This is a genomic window from Nostoc sp. C052, from assembly GCF_013393905.1.
GTDB lineage: Bacteria > Cyanobacteriota > Cyanobacteriia > Cyanobacteriales > Nostocaceae > Nostoc.
The window spans coordinates 184,771-200,271 of the sequence record NZ_CP040276.1 but is presented as its reverse complement, the minus strand read 5'-3'; the positions used below and the strand labels follow the sequence as shown (position 1 = coordinate 200,271).

At 41.4% G+C, this 15,501-nt stretch carries 14 protein-coding genes and 3 pseudogenes; 9 read left to right on the top strand and 8 right to left on the bottom strand.

Annotation, left to right across the window (positions count from 1 at the left end; all coding sequences use genetic code 11):
- The first annotated feature begins 75 nt into the window (after positions 1-75).
- On the top strand, positions 76-1,041 hold the full coding sequence (locus FD723_RS38410; protein WP_179070389.1) for a fatty acid desaturase: 966 nt from the start codon (positions 76-78) through the stop codon (positions 1,039-1,041).
- Positions 1,042-1,074: 33 nt separating this feature from the next.
- Here FD723_RS38410 and FD723_RS43680 read toward each other — a convergent pair.
- Positions 1,075-1,287: pseudogene (locus FD723_RS43680) on the bottom strand (molecular chaperone DnaJ); the annotation flags it as partial.
- A gap of 312 nt (positions 1,288-1,599) precedes the next feature.
- Between FD723_RS43680 and FD723_RS38405 the strand changes: the two are divergent.
- The 5 genes and pseudogenes from FD723_RS38405 (at position 1,600) to FD723_RS38385 (ending at position 5,859) form a co-directional block, all read left to right on the top strand.
- Positions 1,600-2,067: a hypothetical protein gene (locus FD723_RS38405; RefSeq protein ID WP_179070388.1), complete on the top strand. Its 468-nt coding sequence runs from the start codon at positions 1,600-1,602 to the stop codon at positions 2,065-2,067.
- Positions 2,068-2,605: 538 nt separating this feature from the next.
- Complete coding sequence (locus FD723_RS38400) at positions 2,606-3,889, top strand: MFS transporter (protein WP_179070387.1); 1,284 nt, start codon at positions 2,606-2,608, stop codon at positions 3,887-3,889.
- Between the two features lie 114 nt (positions 3,890-4,003).
- Positions 4,004-4,213, top strand: a pseudogene (locus tag FD723_RS38395) (IS4 family transposase); the annotation flags it as partial.
- A gap of 355 nt (positions 4,214-4,568) precedes the next feature.
- Complete coding sequence (locus tag FD723_RS38390) at positions 4,569-5,642, top strand: YncE family protein (protein ID WP_179070386.1); 1,074 nt, start codon at positions 4,569-4,571, stop codon at positions 5,640-5,642.
- Positions 5,623-5,859, top strand: a complete 237-nt coding sequence (locus FD723_RS38385; protein WP_179070385.1) for a DUF2252 family protein — start codon at positions 5,623-5,625, stop codon at positions 5,857-5,859. The genes FD723_RS38390 and FD723_RS38385 overlap by 20 nt, the downstream gene beginning before the upstream one ends.
- Positions 5,860-5,994: 135 nt before the next feature.
- Here the strand turns inward: FD723_RS38385 and FD723_RS38380 are convergent, their stop codons facing one another.
- The 7 genes and pseudogenes from FD723_RS38380 to FD723_RS38345 form a co-directional block, all read right to left on the bottom strand.
- A complete protein-coding gene (locus FD723_RS38380; RefSeq protein ID WP_256875416.1) occupies positions 5,995-7,017 on the bottom strand; it encodes a spore photoproduct lyase family protein in 1,023 nt (340 codons plus the stop codon).
- Positions 7,018-7,120: 103 nt separating this feature from the next.
- Entirely contained in the window at positions 7,121-7,477 is a 357-nt protein-coding gene (locus tag FD723_RS38375; RefSeq protein WP_094345345.1) for a hypothetical protein, read from the bottom strand.
- Positions 7,478-7,764: 287 nt separating this feature from the next.
- A complete protein-coding gene (locus FD723_RS38370) occupies positions 7,765-7,986 on the bottom strand; it encodes a hypothetical protein (RefSeq protein ID WP_179070384.1) in 222 nt (73 codons plus the stop codon).
- A 134-nt stretch (positions 7,987-8,120) separates the two neighbouring features.
- Positions 8,121-8,411 carry a hypothetical protein gene (locus FD723_RS38365; protein ID WP_179070383.1) on the bottom strand — a complete coding sequence of 97 codons (291 nt, stop codon included), beginning with the start codon at positions 8,409-8,411 and terminating at the stop codon, positions 8,121-8,123.
- A 5-nt stretch (positions 8,412-8,416) separates the two neighbouring features.
- A complete protein-coding gene (locus FD723_RS38360; RefSeq protein ID WP_179070382.1) occupies positions 8,417-9,376 on the bottom strand; it encodes a ParM/StbA family protein in 960 nt (319 codons plus the stop codon).
- Positions 9,377-9,792: 416 nt separating this feature from the next.
- Positions 9,793-10,375: pseudogene (locus tag FD723_RS44305) on the bottom strand (hypothetical protein).
- 51 nt (positions 10,376-10,426) lie between these two features.
- Positions 10,427-10,843, bottom strand: coding sequence for a hypothetical protein (locus tag FD723_RS38345; RefSeq protein ID WP_256875398.1), 417 nt, complete (start codon positions 10,841-10,843; stop codon positions 10,427-10,429).
- Positions 10,844-11,274: 431 nt separating this feature from the next.
- On the opposite strand from FD723_RS38345, the gene FD723_RS38340 reads away from it, so the two are divergent.
- The 3 genes from FD723_RS38340 to FD723_RS38330 all read left to right on the top strand — a co-directional run bounded on the left by FD723_RS38340 (position 11,275) and on the right by FD723_RS38330 (position 15,425).
- Positions 11,275-12,027 carry a ParA family protein gene (locus FD723_RS38340; protein WP_179070380.1) on the top strand — a complete coding sequence of 251 codons (753 nt, stop codon included), beginning with the start codon at positions 11,275-11,277 and terminating at the stop codon, positions 12,025-12,027.
- A 1-nt stretch (position 12,028) separates the two neighbouring features.
- Positions 12,029-12,982 (top strand): ParB/RepB/Spo0J family partition protein, encoded by a 954-nt coding sequence (locus FD723_RS38335; protein WP_179070379.1) that lies wholly within the window; start codon positions 12,029-12,031, stop codon positions 12,980-12,982.
- 214 nt (positions 12,983-13,196) lie between these two features.
- Positions 13,197-15,425, top strand: coding sequence for an ATP-dependent RecD-like DNA helicase (locus tag FD723_RS38330; RefSeq protein ID WP_179070378.1), 2,229 nt, complete (start codon positions 13,197-13,199; stop codon positions 15,423-15,425).
- The last annotated feature ends 76 nt before the right edge of the window (positions 15,426-15,501 follow it).

Genomic DNA, 15,501 nt, shown 5'->3' with positions numbered 1-15,501 from the left:
AGCTAAGGATTATTTGTCGAGTGTAAACGTTGGATTGCAATGTTTTATAATAGATTATCCGTCAGGCAAAAATTTATGTCTAATGATAGCGTACTTACTCAATTAGAATTATCAAACAGTCAAGCTAATCAACAGCAAAAACCTCGCCAAATTCTTTCTGCACATGATCTGAGTGCGTTAAATACTCGCTCCAACTCAAAAGGGCTGCGGCAACTAACTCTGCATCTGAGTGTTATAGGATGTAGCGGTTATATTTGGGGGACAAACTTGGGCCATTGGGAACTAGCAATCCCCGCACTAGTGGTTTATGGTTTTAGTATTGCTTCTATGTTTGCACCTATGCATGAATGCGTCCACACAACTGCATTTGCGGCTCGTCCTTTAAATAATGCCGTTGCTTGGGGTGCGGGATTGCTTTCATTTTATAACAGCACATTCTTCCGTTACTATCACAAATGGCATCACCTTTATACTCGCGTTCCTGATAAAGATCCAGAACTAACCGATCCCAAACCTAGCAACTTTGCGAAATACTTATTAATCATTAGCGGTTTACCGTGGTGGTTGGGAAAAATTCGGGGACATTTCCAGATTGCATTGGGTAAATTTGATAATTGTCCGTTTATACCTGATTCAGCACGTACTGAAGTGACTCGCTCCACTCAACTGCAATTGGCAGTTTATGCAGCTATGCTCGGTCTATCAATAGCAGTAGATCAGCCTTGGTTTCTACTTTATTGGCTGCTGCCATTGATTGTTGGTCAACCAATTTTGCGTTTTATTCTGTTAGCAGAACATACAGGCTGTACTCTTGATGCTAACCTGCTGACAAATACGCGCACAACACTAACTCTGTGGCCTGTGCGATTTTTAATGTGGAATATGCCATTTCATGCCGAGCATCATTTGTACCCATCAATTCCTTTTCACGTCCTGGCTAATGCTCATCAACTGTTAAGTTCGCACTTTGCTCATATTGAACCAGGCTATGTAAAAGTCAATTGGGATATTGTGACTAAATCGGGACAATCAGCTATATGAAAAAATCCCCAAGTTTTCTCACTATAGAAAACTTTTTTGAAAACTGGGACTAGCTTGATGAAAGATTTCTGTGGCGAAAATTCGCGTCTGTTCAACAAAGTTATTCAGTTCTGTCCGTTTTCTCTTAATCTGCTTGAGTAGTGATTAGTGTGATTTTTCTAGAAACTGTAAGCGGATATGTAATTGAGAGAGAGCCAGTGGAGTTGTAACAGTCGAGTGGGATAAAGGTGGAGTTTTTCGAGGCATAGAAGATTTATGCTTTTTTTATGTAAAAAAACTCTAACGACAATTGACACCTCAGTGATGATACATGAATGTCTACTGAGATTAATTTTCTTGAGACCTATGAATTTTCCGTTTTTGATGAGTGCCTTACTGCTGGTTTTGACTAATTGTATTTCGTCTAGCAACTTGACTGAGCAATATTTCCTAGTCATGGCAACAGTGCCAAATAATTCATTAAAAAGGATAGACAGGGAATCAAATCAGAATGCCATAGAGATGAGGTATATAGGTTTGCATAGGCAGAAACCACCTCAGATCACACTTATCTTTGACATGACACTACGCAATGAGCGCTCTGTCCCTCGTTGGTTTATTATACCCTACAGCCTCAGTCCAGGTGTTAAGTATGAAAAAAGCGGGGTTTACGGAGTTAGCATTTTTGGATTTGAGGGCAAAGGTAAAGTTATAGTTAGTCGTTTCCACGGCACAGGTAATTTTCAAGCGTTGTTGTTACCAGCAAGTGCGACCATAAAACTACGAAACTTTACCATCGAGTATTGGGGAGAACTTCCAAAGGACTCATTACCAATAGAAGTAGTTACAGCTACTAATTTGACTATTGGCTCTCAAACCGCTAGAGCATGGTTGGGTAGAGATCCAACAAGCGATAAACGTGCAGATGTCACCCAAGAGCATCTGCAAATTCTGAGTTCAAAATATACATCAGATGATCGTGAGTTACCTGTTTCAATTGTTGAAGAACGTCGCTTCAAATTAAATGTCAATCTTTCTCAAGATTAGAGGAAATAGATTGCGCTTTCATAAGATGAAACAGGAAGATTAATACCCGTTAGCTATCTTGCTCCAGGTGTGGGAATATAAGAAGAAATACTTGAATTATTGTAGGTGCACTCCTAACAATCCATTCCCTACTTCTTCCAAGGTAGCTTTGTTCCTATATCAGTTAATGCCGAGAATACCAGATACATAACCCTTTAAGGATAAAGTGACCGCACAACATAACTTAACTTGAAGGGGGGAGCAATGCGATCGCCCGATTGTAACACTAAACTGTATCACCACTTCAAAGTTAACCTAACCTGCCACTGACCCAGGACTCCGTTGCAGTTAGGTTCACCATCAAAAATCGGGATATTTTACAAAAATATTTTTCAACGGTGATTTAAGTACAGCATTTGGGAACAATTTATGGAACTCAGGTTTTTGTAGATACTTAGATGATTTCTAAGTATCTACAAAAAGCAGATAAACCTATTCAAAAGACAGCCTGAGTTTCCCCAAAAGGGAATAAATCACCAAACTTGCAATATCTATAAAAATGCTTAATTCTGAAATTCAAAAAGACCTTCGCCATAACTTTACTGTCAGTGTTATTGAAAGTGGATTTTTTGGTTTTGGGAGTGGTTTTGCTTCATTTTTTACGATTCTTCCACTATTTGTTAGCACTCTTACCGATTCGGCATTGCTTATCGGTCTGATCCCAGCTATTCCGCGCTTAGGCTGGCAATTACCTCAATTATTAACAGCTAATAAAGTAGCTCATCTACAGTGTTACAAACCAACTGTAATGTTGTTGACAATTCATCAGAAGCTTCCTTTTTTTGGATTATCACTGGTGGCTTTATTACAACTAGAACTCAATCACCAAACTATCTTACTGTTGACATTTGCCATACTCATTTGGCAAGGGCTAGGCGGTGGAGTTAGCGCTACTGCTTGGCAAAGCATGATTGCAAAAATTGTTCCCTCTAGAAAGCTTGGTATTTTTTACGGTACTTTAGCAGCATCTGGTAATTTTATGAATATTTGTGGTGCTGCAATCGCTGGTTTATTACTTAAGGAAATTGCTCAACCATTTAACTTTGCTCTATGTTTTTTGTGTGCCAGTTTGGCAATGGCTCTATCTTGGTTTTTTATGTCTAGGACGCGAGAGCCAGTAAACACCACATCATCAGCCTGTGAAACTAGACGTGAATTTTGGGACAGTCTGGGTGTAATTCTCCAGTGCGATGAGAATTTTCGTTGCTTTGTGATCGCACGTATGATCTCACAGTTAGCACTGATGCCACTTCCCTTCTATACACTCTATGCCGTACATCAATATGGGATAGGAGAAGCATCTGTTGGGTTAATTACTACTCTATTGATGGTCACACAAACTATTGCTGGATTAGTCTTGGGGTGGTTAGGCGATCGCACGGGTCGTAAGTTAGTCTTGGAAACTGGTTGTATTGCCTGTGCATTCAGTTCGGTTTTAGCTTGTTTAGCATCCAATGTAAACTGGTTTCACTTAGTATTTATAGGAGCGGGAATAGGTATGACGGCTCTGCAAAACATTGCTGCGGTAATGACTTTAGAGTTTGGCAACCAGTACCAACGACCAGCCTATATTGGTCTTGGTAATACCCTTGTTGCTCCTGCCACCATCCTTGCTCCCCTACTAGGTGGATGGATAGTCGAGAATATTGACTATAGAACTAGCTTCTTAGTAGCAGCAGGAGGTGCATTAGTTACAGCACTGCTTTTGCACATAGGAGTAAACGATCCACGTTACCTTGAACAGAATTTTAGTAACGATTCAGTTAATATTTTGCCTGAGTAGTAAGCATTTTCCCACCAATGAGCGTAGTTGCCAGGAGCAACTCCAGCCCAAGCAGGAAACAATGCAAAAGTGGTTAGCAGAGGGGCAGAGGGGAAAGAACTTGGTATAAGCCTCTCGCTTAATCCTCGTGAAGTTGTCCAGGAAGTTTATGGTTGGCTCTTAGGACACTGGGCAGTACGCTCTCTAATGTGCCAAGCTGCACAGCAAGCAGGTATTTCACCTCTGCGCTTAGGGTTTACCGGCACTCTTAAGGTTATTCGTGCCGCGATACCTGAATTTCAGCATACCCCAACCGAACAACTCCCTTTTTTTGGTCATGGTTGATCATGGAGATAAAGGATTGAGAAAATTCCGCCTCGACAACACAGAAGCAATCCTCGACTAGTCAAAAAAACTCGTTCCAAATTTCCATCCAAGAAACCTATTCATCGTGGTACTGGTACTCAACCTCAGCTACTCAATTTTTCCATTATTAACACTGCTTAGTTCTTAACCGAAAAGTATTGGCTCCGGCATCGCCTACGACGGGTAAGCCATTACACGTTTACTATGTGTTTTCTACTACATTACCACGCCAATACTCTATCCCCAACTTTTTCTGCAATAACTTTGTCTAGGAAAATACAATTTAATTTTGCTAATATCCGAAAAACAACTGTAACAATAAAGGAATATATTTTTGAACACCATAATTAATCATAGGATTGGTACAGTTATTGCTTCTGTGTTAATCACTGGTTCTGGCTTGTGCTTTGACAATGCGGTAATTAGTGGCACATCAACAACTCCCAACTACCAAGTAGTCAAAAAAATTTCTCTGGGTGGAGAAGGAGGATGGGATTACCTGACATTGGATAGTGCTGCTCGTCGCCTATACATTACGCGCTCTACAAGGGTAATAGTATTAAATGTTGACACTGGGCGGGTTGTGGGGGAAATTGGTGATACTCCAGGAGTACATGGTGTTGCCATTGCAAGAGAATTGAATCGTGGTTTTACCAGTAATGGTAAGGCAGCAACAGCTACTATTTTCGATTTAAAGACACTAAAAGTTATAGGAAAAGTTAAAACTGGTTCTAACCCAGATGCCATCGTCTATGATTCTGTGTCCCAAAAAGTGTTCACTTTTAACGGTTTGAGCAACTCAGTAACTGTTTTTGATGCTAAAACTACCAAAGTCTTGGGGACAATTGCCTTGGGTGGTAAACCAGAATTTGCGGTGGCTGATGGCTTAGGTCGAATTGACGTGAACTTAGAGGACAAAAGCGAAATCGTAGCCATAAATGCTAGTAACCTCAAAGTTGAGAAAGATTCTCCGCTCAAACCTTGCTCAGAACCAACTGGAATCGATATAGATAAAGAGCATCGGCGGTTGTTTATTGGTTGTAGAAACCAAATCATGACTGTAGTGGATGCAAACACTCTCAGTATTAAAGCGACACTGCCAATTGGCAAGAGGACAGATGCGATCGCTTATGACCCAGTGACTAGATTAGCTTTCAGTTCAAATGGTGAAGGTTCGCTGACAGTGGTACATGAGGACTCTGCCGACAAATTTAGTATTGTGAATAACGTCGTCACCGAGCCAGGAGCGCGGACAATGGCGTTAGATTTGAAGACACATAAGTTATATTTGGCTACAGCTAAGTTTCAAGCAACGTCTACCCCCGTCCCAGGACAGGTGCGATCTAGACCTTCTATTATCCCTGGTACTTTTGTGATTCTGGTTTTATATGACAAACAATATCATTGACAGAATTCATCGCTTTAACCTTGGACGCAACCCAAAACTGCTTGAATTAAAATACAAGGCAATGGGTTCTGATGTTTTTACTTTTTATCGCGGGACGTGTCATTTATTTTACGAAGACTTCCCTAAAGATTTCGCACTGAATGCAGCCCCGCCAGTATGGATTTGTGGTGATTTACACTTGGAAAACAATGCGTTCACCATTTCGACAATTTTGTAGAGATACCCGATAGAATCGATTCGTCCGCGAATTTTCCATAAAAGCCTTCTGCCTTCCCTACGGGACGCTGCGCGAACGTACTTCTGCCTTCTGAACTCCCCCCATAATGTAACTGTATTTGAGCAAAATAGTTTGCTAAGTCCAATAAAGAATTCCCGCATTTGAAAAGCGCCTACTAATCTCCCTCTCAAAAAAGCAACGCAGCGCCTTCATTGTGTCCTTGTCGTAAACGTACTTCGTTCCGCCAAACTTATTACGCTTGACACTGCGTTTTGCCTCATCCATCTCTAATTTTGATTGCGGATACCAAGTTCGTAAAACTTCTTTTGACCCAGGTGTGAACCGATGCGAGATTAGTTCAAAAGTAAGGTTACACTCAAAATCCAGTGCCTCGTTTATCTGGTCAAACAAAGAACTATAGTGCATCTGCCAATCGTCTATCGGCATAATTGGCGCAATAACTAAGCCTACTGGATAACCACCACCGCCACGCTCTAATGGTAGCGCTAACTGTCGCAATGCATTCAGTCTGGATGTTACAGATGCGGTGCCACCTTCAAACTTGCCAGAAATCGGCGCTGCATTAACACTCATCCGACAACGGGTATGCCCATTGTGTGGTAGGTCAAGTAACCCATCCACAACATCAAATTTCGATACCCAACGTAAATGTGCATTACTACGAGTGCCAAAGTAACGAATACATTCAGCAAGGCTTCCAGTTAGATGCTCAATACCCAATGGGTCTGTGTAACAGCTAACTTCAAAACTCGTGTTTTGACTTTGTTGCTCGTAGTTAGCTAAGTTCTCTAATATCTGCGGTAAGTTAGCAAAAACGCGGATGACAGGTGGTCCCGACAAACTACCAGCTAAGTAGCAGTATTGACAATGAGCCGGACAACCTTCAGCAATGTGAAACTGCCAATCCGCAGAAGGTGGAATGGGACTCAGTTTAAAAGAACTGGGTGGCGCAGTAACCACTGCTAAGGTACGCTTGGCGATGTTGTAAGTATCCCGCTCAGACTCACCACGCAGTCCCTTGAGACGATTCTGTGATAATTCTTCGATTGGTAAATTAAGTGACTCTATACGTGCAAGAATCTGCTGCCCCCAAACCTCATTTAAGGCAGCAGGTGTAAACAGTACCTGTTCCGGTATCCACAATCTTGACGATATAACTTGTGTATCTGATACTGAAACCTGGTTTGTAATTGTATTCAGCAATATCTTTCTCCGTTATTTAGTTTGCTGATTTCTGCAATTAATTTTCAAGGACTTGCTTAATTCGTCGCTCTAACAGGTCAAGATCCAAACTGCCTTCATCACGGTTAATTCTACGCACAGTCGAATTAACATTACCTAAATTTACCAATAAATCTTGAAGAATTTCTTGCTGCTGCCGTGCTTGGGTAACTTCGCGTGGCTCCTGTACTAAATCACGTACAATGGTATCTTCAGCACGAGAGGCGATAATTGGATCGCTTTGCCCTTGAATGTGAACAAAGGTTCGTCGCCCAGGACCTCGTTCTTCTTCTATTGGTATAACTGCCGTTACTTGGTCAGAACGCACATATTTTCCAAATCCTAAATGGACTAGCTCTGATGAGAGTATTTTCATATAGTTGAAGCCTAATTTTTAAAGCTTACTTATATTATAAAATCTCCAAAAGTGACTTAAAGCCATAGACCATACGGGTTATACCCAATTGAAAGTAGTAGTTATATCAATACTTGTCGGGTTTTTGGGAAAAGGTTTGGGGAAAAGGGAAAGAAAAAACCTTTAACCCAACCCCAAAAACCAAATTATGAGTTCAAAATGCACAAAGCGAGTAGTATTGGGAGGAGTCTGAATCTCAAAAATTACTTGTTCCTTCTCCCCTCTACAAGAACTGCCTTCTGACTTCTTCAATACTTCTTCCCACTGAGCAAATGGTTGATAATTTGAGGTAAGTTAGCAATTTCGTGCATCAAGTCTTGTGGACTAAATCCTAAAACCTTCAAGATAATCACGATGACAACAATTGCGATTGCTGTACTGAGGAATGTCTTTAATAAATCTAGTAATGCCCTGAAAATTAACAAAGCGACAATCACTGCCGCAACTAAAATAATTAAATTAACTGGCATATTCTTGCAGGGGTTTATCTCCAAAAATCAGTAAACCTGGCATTATAGACTCAAGTCTTTGTTCAAAGAGGCTTTTGTGCAGTTCTTGTAATTCTGCTAGAGGGAAAGATACTGGAATTACCCTGCCACAAAGATTATAAATCAAAGTCAAGACTGAATGTTTCACCATCAGAATTTTCTTCTTCCTCTTCTGCAAATGGAGTTGCAGTCCTTGAAGGGAGTTTGTAATCTTCAGTATTAATTGGCGTAAAAGCTACTTGTTGTGTGGGAAATGCACCCTTTCTGAAAGCAAAATAGCAATCAATGATAAAGTAGAGCGTCTCCAGGTAACTCTTGCCAAGTTGCTGTGATTCTGCAAATATCCGCTCTCGGTAGCTATCTTTGATCCGAACTTTTTCTGGGGTTAAGTCAAGTTTGTCTGCCATTGCGATCACTTAATAGATGTAGATGCTGGATTCTTGCTGCTGATGGCTTTTGCCATCTCTAAAAGCCCAAAGACATTGGCTTCCACCGGATTGTCGAGAATCTTGAAACCGTTCTTCTCTAACAATTTTTTAAATCCTGGTAAAAGGCAGCCTCCACCTATCGCCCAGATTTCATCACCTTGGTGCTTGGCATCCAATGTGAGATTCACCACTTTCTTCAAGTATTTTTCATACCAATCTTTTAAAGAAGCACTGTATATATCTTTAATATCGATGTCACGGCTGTATCGGGTATGCCCCATTTCCAAACAAAATCGGATTTTGGATGGATCTCCGATTTTCCCGCCATTCAAATGCTTCATCTTTTGGGAGATATCATCGATGAGAACTTCTACACCGATGGGGTAGGCGGTGTGAACTTCTCGTTGACCCCGGTTGTAACGAGAATACAGGGTCGTACCATTGCCAAAGTCTAAAATGGTTAATTTTTTCGGTAGTGGATGCCCAAACAATGCACCCATACCCTCTAGTACAACTTTCAAGACTTCTACTTTTACTTCTGATTGCTTGCCAGCAAGTATTGGCTGATATTCTCCATTGAGTACTTTTTGTAATTCTTCAGCCAGACCAACATCATGTAAGCTGACGACTAATTTTAAGTGCCAAGCTTTACGGTGTGGTAGATGCGCCAATGCACCCAATAAAGTCAATAATGCGTTGTTGACTTTATTTTCATTATTGTCTGTGTTACGGTCAAAATAATTCCCTGTCCGGTAAGCTGACTCTCCAACTGTATAAGCACTACCGTTAAAAACTACACGCCCTGGAACATCTTCCATTTCGGCATTAGTTATATAGCTGGGGACACGAACTACTTCAAAGCCTTCGACTAAAAGTTTGAGACTTCCGTAACCGTTATCGAAACCCGCAGGAAAAATTTTTTGTAAGGTGTGAATGCTTGACATAGGCTCCAAGTAATACACTTTAATTTGTGAAAGTTATCTGTTCAAGTGATTTACCAGAACAAGAAAAAGAAGAATAAAATAACTTCATCCTTATTTTCCCAACTCAAGAGCTTATCATAACCCCTTGGGGGCTAAATGGGGTATAAAATATTAACCAGTCAAATATACCCTATATAGCACCTATATATACCCTATATAGGTGTCAAAATTTCCCAAAAGTCTTAATATATTGTTGGGGTATATGTAGCCCCCATATAGCCCCCAACAGGAATTTTTGAAATCTTTTTTATCAACGCAGCAGAAATTAATTTAGATCATCGTTGACTTTTTGATTTATACTTTAATGTCAATTTTTTGTTGAAAAGCAATTCAGTCTTTCACTCTAACTTCTTGCTGACTACGTAACGAGTGGGTTACTACTTGCTTACAGGTTCAGCTTTCTCTACTGAATTATCATTCACACCCAAAGTCAATTCCAAAGGAATTTTTTGGGGATAAGCTTTTACTACTTGCCGATAAACATCATAATTAGTAGGTAGGGTCTGCTGAGAATTACCCACTCCATAGGTCATTTGCAATTCGCAATTCGCAATTCGCAGTTAATAATACCCCATGCATGAATGCGGAGGCTTGAATATTGATACTATGTGTTTTGTTTCTTTTCATAATTGAAATTAGTTACTCTCTACCCCAACGGCTCAATGATCAATTACGTCCGTAATTGCGAACTGCGAATTGCGAATTGCGAATTGTTTGGTCATCTGGGCCAACAACGGCTCCTGTCGGTTTTACTCCATTTCGATTCAGCACCGACGTAGTAGCAAAGGTTTCAATGCGGGGTCGTGGTTCACTAGTTAGGTTATTGGCATATTTAACTTGCCAGGAGTAACTGGTGAGTGCTGTAGCTTCATACTGTTGAGCAGTAGTAGTGCTGCAACTAGTTAGTGTCAGTGCCGTTAGTGCAGTTATTATTGAGGGTAAAATTTTCAACTTTTGCATTATCAATCGTAAATATCTTTCACCAATCACTCTTGAAGAGGGAGTGTGGCATTATTGCTGCCAAGGAGAAGGAATCGCTGTTGTTGAAAGCACCTGACCTGTTGTTAATCTAATCGCTGTCTGCTCACAATTAGGACATTGGACTTTCATCTGAATTAGTGAAGGATGGCCTTTGTATTCTCCTATCACTGGCTCTCCAGTATATTCGCTAATTATTCCCTGTTGGCAGTGGTAGCACTCGAATATGACACGCCCCACTGAGGAATTACAATCCAAAAACTGGATGTGTTGACAGCGTTCTGGCGGTAACTCTTCTTCATCATCTCCTTGTGTCAATTGGCCCTGTTGCTTGGACTGTTGCGGTGATTTAGATTTTCTCTTGTCAGCAGAGGTACGTTTGGCTTTACTTTTCTCTAAATGCTGCGGTTTTTCAGCAGCGTTTGTCTTTGACCTTACAAGAGGTATCACCTCTGCTTGGGCTGGCTGCTCAACTGACGGCAGATCAACACTGGGAGTAATGTCAGGCTGAGAGGTTGGCTGCTATTTCTCTACTGGTTTATAAGCAACAAGGTCAAGCTTTGGGCTTTGGTCGTTGAGTTTTAACTCTTGCTTAGGTAGCTTGGGCGATCGCTCGGTAGACTTCATCAGAACTTTCTTTCCTGAACTTTGGGAAATGAGTGTATTTTAACCGCCAATTTATTTCACTAAATCGCTCCTCATCACCAGAACGAAAGTATAGTTAGCTTTTTAGGTAACAAGCAATTTGGAGCATTAGTTTTTCATTACTTTGGTGTAAAACTTGTGAAAATCTTTGCGGTCTACTTAAATTGTCATAGAATCAGTTCATTCTGTAACTAATATATGTTTTTTCATCAAAAATCGCATACTACTAAGAAAATATGATTATCGCAGTTACTAATCAAAAGGGAGGAGTAGCCAAGACAACCTCTACTATCGCACTAAGTGGATTGCTGGCAGAAAGTTCCTCCTGCCTTGTAGTTGACTTTGATCCCCAAGGTAATTTAACCACGGGTCTAGGAATCAAGATTCAGCCAGGGCAGAAGACTGCTTATGAAGTACTTACAGATCGTAAACAGAGCGCATCTGAAACTATTATTGACACCGAGTACGGAATCAAGCTGATTCCGGCTGACATATCTCTTGCATCTGGAGAAAAGCAAATTTTGACCTCGGCAGATAATAGCCGAATCCTGAGAAAGAAGTTGAATCCTTTACGGCAAGAATTTGCTCATATCCTCATTGATTGCCCACCTAGCTTAGGTATGCTGACTCTAAATGCACTAATGGCAGCAGATGCAGTCTTGATCCCCGTTCAATGTCAGTTTTTTGCTTTAGAAGGCTTACGACAATTATTGGAAACTATCGAAAGTCTTCGTGATGAAGACACTCACCCCAATTTGCAAATTTTAGGAGTCTTGCCTACAATGGCAGACCGTACACTCACGACCCAAGATGCTCTCAAAACTCTTAAAACTAAACTTCCTGGGGTCAAAATTTTTGAACCAGTTCCTAAGTCTGTTCAGTTTCCAGAGTCCAACTTGGCGCGTCAACCAATTCATCGATATACCACAGAAAGAAAATTGATTGAACCTTATCAAGAAATCGCCAGGGAAATGGCAGAACAGGAGTAATATGGCGAAGCGGCGCTTGTCAATGGCAGATGAAATGGAATTCCCGAATAAAACCAGACAATTCCTTGACTTAGTAGGAGTTACCAATAATCCTCAACTCTCGAAAAACGAATCTATTGAACAATCTTTATTAATAACTCAAATTCACCTAGCTGCTCATCAGCCTCGGCGTTATTTTTCAATTCAAGGAATGGAAAGCCTAGTTGCTTCTATTCGTGAACATGGCATCTTGCAGCCACTGCTTGTCCGACCGTTAGAATCCGATAATTATGAATTGATTGCTGGTGAACGTCGCTACCGTGCGGCTCAAACTCTTGGAATGGAGCAAGTTCCGGTTATTATCCGCCATCTCAATGACCAAGATGCTTTCCAAGTCGCCCTCCTCGAAAATTTGCAACGGGAAGATTTAAATCCGGTTGAGGAAACTGAAGCTATTTTGCAACTGCTATCTATCCGCTTGGAATGCTCTCAAGGAGAAGTTATTTCCCTACTCAATCATATTGCTAACCGACAAAAGCAAAAAACAGAAACTACGAACAACGTTGTTCGTAACCAATGGGAAATGGTAGAAAAGATATTTTCAGTAATAGGTAGGTTGACTCCAGACAGTTTTCGTAGTCATCGCCTACCTTTACTAAATTTACCTAAAGATGTTCTAGAAACTTTGCGCCAAGGACAACTAGAATATACCAAAGCTCGTATCATCGCTCAATTGAAAGACAAAGATCAGCGACATCAACTTCTAGTGAAAACTATTGAAGAAAATCTTTCAGTTAGAGATATCAAAAGTTACATTCAATCAGTTCAACCTCCTAAGTCTTCTCAGCCGAATATCCTTCCTAATCGGATGAAGGAAGCCTATCAGCGAGTTAAGCAAGCTAAAATCTGGGAAGATCCTAATAAAGCAAAAGTTTTAGATAAGTTGTTAGGGCAAATTGAAGCTTTATTAGAGTAAAATCTATGGTTTTTTACAACATATTTCACTCTCCTTACCAACCTTTGAGGCGTAGCTTGCATAGCTTGCGCTCGTAGTCATCGTATGGTGAAGCGAAGCAGCATTTTCGACTTTATCATACTATTATTGTAATCTCAAAAGAGTATAGTATTTATGTACTATGATTGAACTGAATCCCAGTACTATAATAGTCTGCGGCATCGGATCATAAGCAATGTCCACTCCTCCTAATCTTGCCCCTCAACAAGTAAGCGCCTTTCCTCAAAACGAAACAATCACCGGAGTCGTAGAACGTTTAACTTTTTACTCTGCTGAGTCAGGCTACACCGTGGCAAGATTGACTCGCCCACGTAGTACCGAACTCACAACAATTGTCGGCAGCTTCGCCAATATTCAGCCAGGGCAGACTTTACAACTAACTGGTTTCTGGCGTGACCATCCACAATTTGGCCCCCAGTTCCAAGTAGTCAACTACAAAGAAACCAAACCAGCTACTCTCACTGGAATTGAAAAATACTTGGGTAGTGGGCTGATTAAAGGTGTTGGCCCAGTCACAGCAAGACGGATTGTTGCCCACTTCGGACTAGAAACCCTGGACATCATCGAAAACCAAATCGAGCGATTAATTGAAGTTCAGGGCATCGCTAAAAAGCGGATTACTTTAATCAAAAACGCCTGGGAAACTCAAAAAGCCATCAAAGAAGTAATGGTATTTCTCCAGGGGCATGGCGTTTCTACCACTTATGCTGTAAAGATTTACAAGCAATATAAGGATGAAGCGATCGCCACTGTTACCAAAAATCCCTACCAGTTAGCAGCCGACATCTACGGTATTGGTTTCCTAACTGCTGACAAGATTGCACGGAATATCGGAATTGCCCCTGACTCAGAATTTCGTTACCGTGCGGGGATTATCCACTGCCTAAGTGAAGCCGCCGAAGATGGTCATTGTTACCTACCACAGAGCCAACTGATTGAGTCGGTAATCAAACTGCTGACTACCGAATCTCATCAGCCCACAGAAGAAGCGGTTGCGATGATTATTAAAGATATGGCTCTCGCAGATGAACTGATTAGAGAGCGGGATGAAGAGAAAACACTACTTTGCTACAAGCCAACTTACTTTCATACGGAACATAATTTAGCTCAACTGATACGCCAACGCTTGGAAAATCCTGTTGGCACTGACATTGAGCGCGTGCGTGATTGGATTGAGCGCTTTACTGCTAGCCGTAAAATTCAGCTTTCAGAACAGCAACGCCAAGCTGTAGAAACAGCAGCGTACTCCAAAATCATGATCCTCACTGGTGGCCCTGGCGTTGGAAAGACCTTCACAACTCACACCATTGTCAGCCTGTGGAAAGCAATGGGTAAATCTATTGCTCTAGCTGCACCCACTGGACGGGCTGCTCAACGCTTAGGTGAAATGACTGGGCTGGAAGCTAAAACCATACATCGCTTGTTAGAATTTGACCCCAAGACAAGAGGATTTAAATGTGACAGTGACAATCCTTTGCCCCATACAGCAATTATTGTTGATGAAGCATCGATGCTTGATTTATTTCTGGCTTACTCCTTGGTTAAAGCAGTATTGGCTGGCGCTCTACTGTTGTTGGTGGGTGACATTGACCAGTTACCATCTGTGGGGCCAGGTCAAATACTTGCTGACTTGATCAATTCTGGGCGAGTTCCCGTGGTGCGGTTGACCCAGGTATTTCGCCAAGCTCAACAGAGCGCAATCATCTCTGCTGCTCACCAAATTAATCGAGGAATTTATCCCACAATCGAGCCAATCTCTGACAATCCTGTGTCTGATTGTCTGTGGCATGGCGGCGGTCATCAGCCTGAACATGGAGTGCAAGCAATCTGCGAATTGATTACCGATTTGATTCCTCGCTTAGGTTTTAATCCTGCTACTGATGTGCAAGTACTTTGTCCAATGTCGCGGGGCTTGGTAGGGACTCGCAACCTTAATACTGTGTTGCAGCAGTTAATCAACCCACCCAGTCCTGACAAGGTTGAGATTAACAGAGGTGGGATGATACTGCGAGTTGGCGATCGCGTCATTCAACAAATGAATGATTACCAGCGTGAAGTCTTCAATGGAGATTTGGGAATTATTACCGACATTGATACTGTTGAACAAGAAGTAATCGTGCAGTATGGAGAGCATACTGTGATTTACGACTATGCTGATCTTAACGAAATTACTTTAGCCTGGAGCGTTACTATACATAAAAGCCAAGGCTCAGAATATCCGGTGATAGTTCTGCCAATCTATATGCAGCACTATATGATGTTGACCCGGAACCTGTTTTACACCGGGCTGACCCGTGCCAAGAAGTTAGCGATCGTGGTTGGAGCAAAAAAAGCGATATCTCTGGCGGTGCGCTCTACTGATGATCAAAAGCGCTACACAAGGTTAAAGCAGAGGTTACTTTAGGCAGGACTGCATTGGTAATATGTTTTGGTTCTTCAAAATAGAAAACTTTATTGAGCTATTTGATTTATACTTTTAA

Coding starts and splice junctions, on each gene's coding strand:
- FD723_RS38410 (WP_179070389.1), top strand. CDS start 76: ATGTCTAATGATAGCGTACTTACTCAATTAGAATTATCAAACAGTCAA.
- FD723_RS38405 (WP_179070388.1), top strand. CDS start 1,600: ATGACACTACGCAATGAGCGCTCTGTCCCTCGTTGGTTTATTATACCC.
- FD723_RS38400 (WP_179070387.1), top strand. CDS start 2,606: ATGCTTAATTCTGAAATTCAAAAAGACCTTCGCCATAACTTTACTGTC.
- FD723_RS38385 (WP_179070385.1), top strand. CDS start 5,623: ATGACAAACAATATCATTGACAGAATTCATCGCTTTAACCTTGGACGC.
- FD723_RS38375 (WP_094345345.1), bottom strand. CDS start 7,477: ATGAAAATACTCTCATCAGAGCTAGTCCATTTAGGATTTGGAAAATAT.
- FD723_RS38370 (WP_179070384.1), bottom strand. CDS start 7,986: ATGCCAGTTAATTTAATTATTTTAGTTGCGGCAGTGATTGTCGCTTTG.
- FD723_RS38365 (WP_179070383.1), bottom strand. CDS start 8,411: ATGGCAGACAAACTTGACTTAACCCCAGAAAAAGTTCGGATCAAAGAT.
- FD723_RS38360 (WP_179070382.1), bottom strand. CDS start 9,376: ATGTCAAGCATTCACACCTTACAAAAAATTTTTCCTGCGGGTTTCGAT.
- FD723_RS38340 (WP_179070380.1), top strand. CDS start 11,275: ATGATTATCGCAGTTACTAATCAAAAGGGAGGAGTAGCCAAGACAACC.
- FD723_RS38335 (WP_179070379.1), top strand. CDS start 12,029: ATGGCGAAGCGGCGCTTGTCAATGGCAGATGAAATGGAATTCCCGAAT.
- FD723_RS38330 (WP_179070378.1), top strand. CDS start 13,197: ATGTCCACTCCTCCTAATCTTGCCCCTCAACAAGTAAGCGCCTTTCCT.